This window comes from Dehalococcoidia bacterium, from assembly GCA_028711995.1.
Lineage (GTDB): Bacteria > Chloroflexota > Dehalococcoidia > SZUA-161 > SpSt-899 > JAQTRE01.
This window is the reverse complement of record JAQTRE010000198.1, coordinates 1-3,849: the sequence shown is the minus strand read 5'-3', so window position 1 is coordinate 3,849 and position 3,849 is coordinate 1. Positions and strand designations below refer to the sequence as shown.

The following is a 3,849-nucleotide window of genomic DNA, read 5'->3' as shown; positions in this document are numbered from 1 at the left end:
TTGGCGCTTGTTTTGGCGCTAAATTCGACCCGCCAGCCGATTCACTCAGACTTTAAACTTCGCAGCATAATATCAGGGTGACTCAATCAGAATTCCGATACCGGCTTTTTGCAGGGACGCCATATATCGTTTTGTTTGCCATAGCCGGGAAGGCGCTTTGAAATCATAGCAGCGGGGACATGAATACAAATATCACCAGATTGGCAATCAGCCATGTGGCGACTGCCCCGGTGATTATCCAGATAACTCTTTGGCTGGTTTGCCGTGCAGCGAGACTCATGATTTGGGATAGGGCAAATCCAAGCGCCAGGCAGACTGCCCCGACCGTGGGATAAAAATAGAATCTGAACATGATTCGGTCAGTGATCAGCCAAACAGGGAACCAGACCAGATAAGTGGCGGCGAACCAGAGGCTGGCGAAAAGCAAAAGGGAGTTGCGTTTGACCGCCCCATAGATCGCAAAGGCCATCGATGGAATGATAAGGGCCCACAGCGTCCAGTTGATGCCGCTCATATACGAGGGAGTGTACCAGAACGCCATGCCTTCTGGGGACCAGACCCATTCCCAGGGGTAGCTGGCATTACCTGCTGTCACGTTAGAGAACGTCAGAGTGGACATGGTGGTGACCATGTAGTGAATCCGGTCCCAGGGATAAAGAAGGTCGCCGGTGGCTAGATAATCTCCCAAGGGCATCAGGGCCATATAGGCAACTGGGGCTGCGATCAAAAACTTGATCCCGTCTTGTTTTGGTTTCCGGCGAGTAAATATCCAATGCAGAAAGATAGCGATGCCGGCGGAGGCGGCGGAAAATTTCACCAGGGCAGAGAGGGCGAGAGCGACGCCTGAAGAGATATACCATCCGCGGAGATAGAGCAGGAAGGCAGCCAGCATGAACGTGACGATGAAAACGTCGAGCATGGCCACTCCGGACTGGACAAAAGAGCTGTTTTCAAAGGCGAAAAGGAATGTGGCCAGAAGGGGAACATATCGTCTGCGAGTCAGTTTCTGGCAAACCAGATAAAAGAGAATAATCGAGGCCGTGCCGAACATTACGGGGAAAAAGCGCCAGCCTAGGGCATTATCACCAAAGATCTCTATCCCGGCTGCGATCAAAAGTTTGCCGAGGGGGGGGTGCTCCAGACGTTGCAGGTCTTCCCCATCAAGGATTCGGTTTGCCTCAGGGACGTAGTGTTGCTCATCCAGCACCATGTCGTGGGGATTGTTGATGACGATAAAGTGAAGCCCCATCACCAGAAGCGCGAGTCCAATGGCAGCCAGATTTTCCCATTTCTTGAACCACTTGGGCGGTGGCGCAGGAATAGTTTCAGGAGTGGGTACAGGCACGGGGGTGGATACGGGAGTCGTCTCCATTTTCTTCCTAGTATACACAAGTCGAGAACAGATGTCTCTTGATCCGGGGGGTCTCTGGGTAGGCCCCTATTCCCGAGATACTAGTGGTGGTTTCAGATGGTAAATACACGTAGTTTCTGTTGGAGAGATTATGGGGCAATCGATAAGACTTGGAACTGGCCGTTTGAATCGAACTCCGTGCAGCGGTTTGTGCAGTATATCCGGCCTTGATTGCAGAATGTTGACAATGGCTTTCTCCTGAGCTTTAATAAGTACTGCTGTCTTGAAACCATGGTTCTAGCGGGAGTAACTCAGTGGTAGAGTTCCTGCCTTCCAAGCAGGGTGTCGCGGGTTCGAATCCCGTCTCCCGCTCCACAGATTCGAAGCGGTGGCTCTAGACAACCTGCATGGGCTGAGGAAATAGATACGAGGTGAAGCTGGTCTAAACGACCTGCACCGGGCGGGCTCCCCAAAACGTCATGGTGCAAAATGGAACGTGGGAATGGCTACTTGAGGGATTCAAGCTTGATCTAGAAACACAAGTCAAGAACAACACAGTCGAATACTACTACGGTCGCATTCGCTCTTTTGTGCGCTGGGCAACGGGCGAAGGGCAATTAACCGACCCTCGTCTCGTTGGCAAACGAGACATTCAAGCATTCTTTCACCATCTCACTCACACCCCGGATGTCGTTGTGGCAAATAACGGCACGCGACGGAAGTTCCGGCGTGGCGACAATTACGCTTGGCATTACTACCGTTGCCTGAAACGCTTCTTCACTTGGATGGTGGAAGAGGAACACTTCTTGGAGCAGAGTCCGATGGACGGAATCAGGATGAAGGCTCCCAAAGACCCGCCCGTCGAGCCCTGGCGACCGGAACACATCAATCTGATGTTTGACGTCATTAAGCATAGCTGGCGTACGGCGACGACCGAGCGACAGAGGATGTTGGCAGCACGGAACGAAGCGGTGCTCTCGTTTTTCTTGGAGAGCTTTGTTCGGTTGGAAGAACTCACCTCGCTCGAAGTAGCAGATGTGTATCTCGAAAAGAAACGGGCACTGGTGAAAAAAGGCAAGATGGGCAAAGGCCGCTGGGTGGGGTTTGGGCCTCAGACGAAGAAAGCCTTGTGGCGTTATCTGGGATTGCGCTCAAGTCTGGCAGATCACGGTGCACTATGGATCACAGAGGAGGGGAGGCCGTTAACAAAGCACGGCATCCAGGAGATATTCCGCCGCCTCAAAAGGGATGCCGGGCTTCAACATGTCCGGGGATCCGTGCACAAACTACGACATACGGGTGCTACGATCAGCCTGAAGCATACGCACGACATGAAGGGGCTCAGGCTGTTGCTGGGCCATTCCACTTTGGCCATGACAGAGCGGTACACGCAGTTCATCGAAGTGGAGGATGCGCTTAAGGCATATGATCAGAACGGACCTCTGGACTGGATCGCAGGATAATTCTGTCCAACTCGTATGTTGCGCTTCGGTTAAACTGAGTGGTTAAACCCTGGGTTCTTCGGTGGCGCTTGGAGTCATAGGTGGAGCTGAGGTTACAATAGGCAGAACCTTTGAACTGTGTTTTAGCCTCGTCCTCTAGCCCATAACCCATTCTCTGAATAATTGTAGCAGTCAATTATGGCCTGTACAATATGCATCATAGCTCATGATATTCTTGGGCTGTTCGCTAAGAGATGGAAGCCATACTTGGTAAAACCGGGTATGGCTTTCGGGTTTAACTGGGGTGTTTTGACCAGAAGATTTTCGTTAAATCACAGCCAATAATCACTTATATAGGTAGGGGTTGGTCGGAGATATGTTCTTTTCAATGGATTAATGCTATGGCATACTTATCTACTGGATATCTATCACCCCGACAGTCCGTCTTCGGATTCCTGACATGAATCGCCTTCTTAGCGAAGCCGCATTTATCTTCCGATCCGGCAAAATGCGTGGCTGGGGTGAGGGTTGATACAATCGCTGTAGTTGACTTATGTGCATAACCGCAGCATCAATTTGGCCACCATGAGACAACTTCTTCTCTTGTAATCTCTATTCTACCTGATCTGCCGGATTCGTGGGATCGCCCGCACAGTATCTTGAGTGTTACTCGGTAACGGTGTTTGGGCCAACCTGAATCAATCAAGCGTTACGGTGATTCTATCACCTGCTCCTCGACCGATACGACGCCGATCCAAAGCCGGTATCTGCAAGCGTTCCCACCGATATAGCAGTACCTGGATATAGCCTCGATTCGCAGCTTGCTCGCCATCATCCAAAGAGATTCCCGAGATGACATGGGGGTCTTTGTTGTCGCCAGACAATACCGCCAATCTCCCCGGAATCGAGAGGAACGAAACCGTTTTTTCAGCCGGAAACCGGGCTGTCCCGCTCAGGCGTCCCGGCGTATTCCGGGTCCATTCCGGCCGAGCGTCCCCGCTGGAATGGTATCCGGAGGATATCGCCTCGATTTTGAGCGTCCTGACCACTGTCCGA

3 protein-coding genes and 1 tRNA gene are annotated in these 3,849 nt (G+C 51.8%); 2 read left to right on the top strand and 2 right to left on the bottom strand.

Annotated elements, in window-relative coordinates; all coding sequences use genetic code 11:
- Positions 1-163 precede the first annotated feature (163 nt).
- Complete coding sequence (locus tag PHV74_15365; protein ID MDD5095731.1) at positions 164-1,372, bottom strand: phospholipid carrier-dependent glycosyltransferase; 1,209 nt, start codon at positions 1,370-1,372, stop codon at positions 164-166.
- 279 nt (positions 1,373-1,651) lie between these two features.
- Between PHV74_15365 and PHV74_15360 the strand changes: the two genes are divergently transcribed.
- Positions 1,652-1,726 (top strand) — tRNA-Gly (locus PHV74_15360).
- A gap of 104 nt (positions 1,727-1,830) precedes the next feature.
- The gene (locus tag PHV74_15355) at positions 1,831-2,814 is read left to right on the top strand and encodes a tyrosine-type recombinase/integrase (protein MDD5095730.1); all 984 of its coding nucleotides are present in this window, start codon (positions 1,831-1,833) and stop codon (positions 2,812-2,814) included.
- A 677-nt stretch (positions 2,815-3,491) separates the two neighbouring features.
- Here PHV74_15355 and PHV74_15350 read toward each other — a convergent pair.
- On the bottom strand, positions 3,492-3,849 hold a 358-nt coding region (locus tag PHV74_15350; GenBank protein ID MDD5095729.1), incomplete at its 5' end, for a hypothetical protein.

Bases quoted from the DNA above. Each gene is read 5' to 3' on its own strand.
- PHV74_15365 (MDD5095731.1), bottom strand. From the start codon at position 1,372: ATGGAGACGACTCCCGTATCCACCCCCGTGCCTGTACCCACTCCTGAA.
- PHV74_15355 (MDD5095730.1), top strand. From the start codon at position 1,831: ATGGTGCAAAATGGAACGTGGGAATGGCTACTTGAGGGATTCAAGCTT.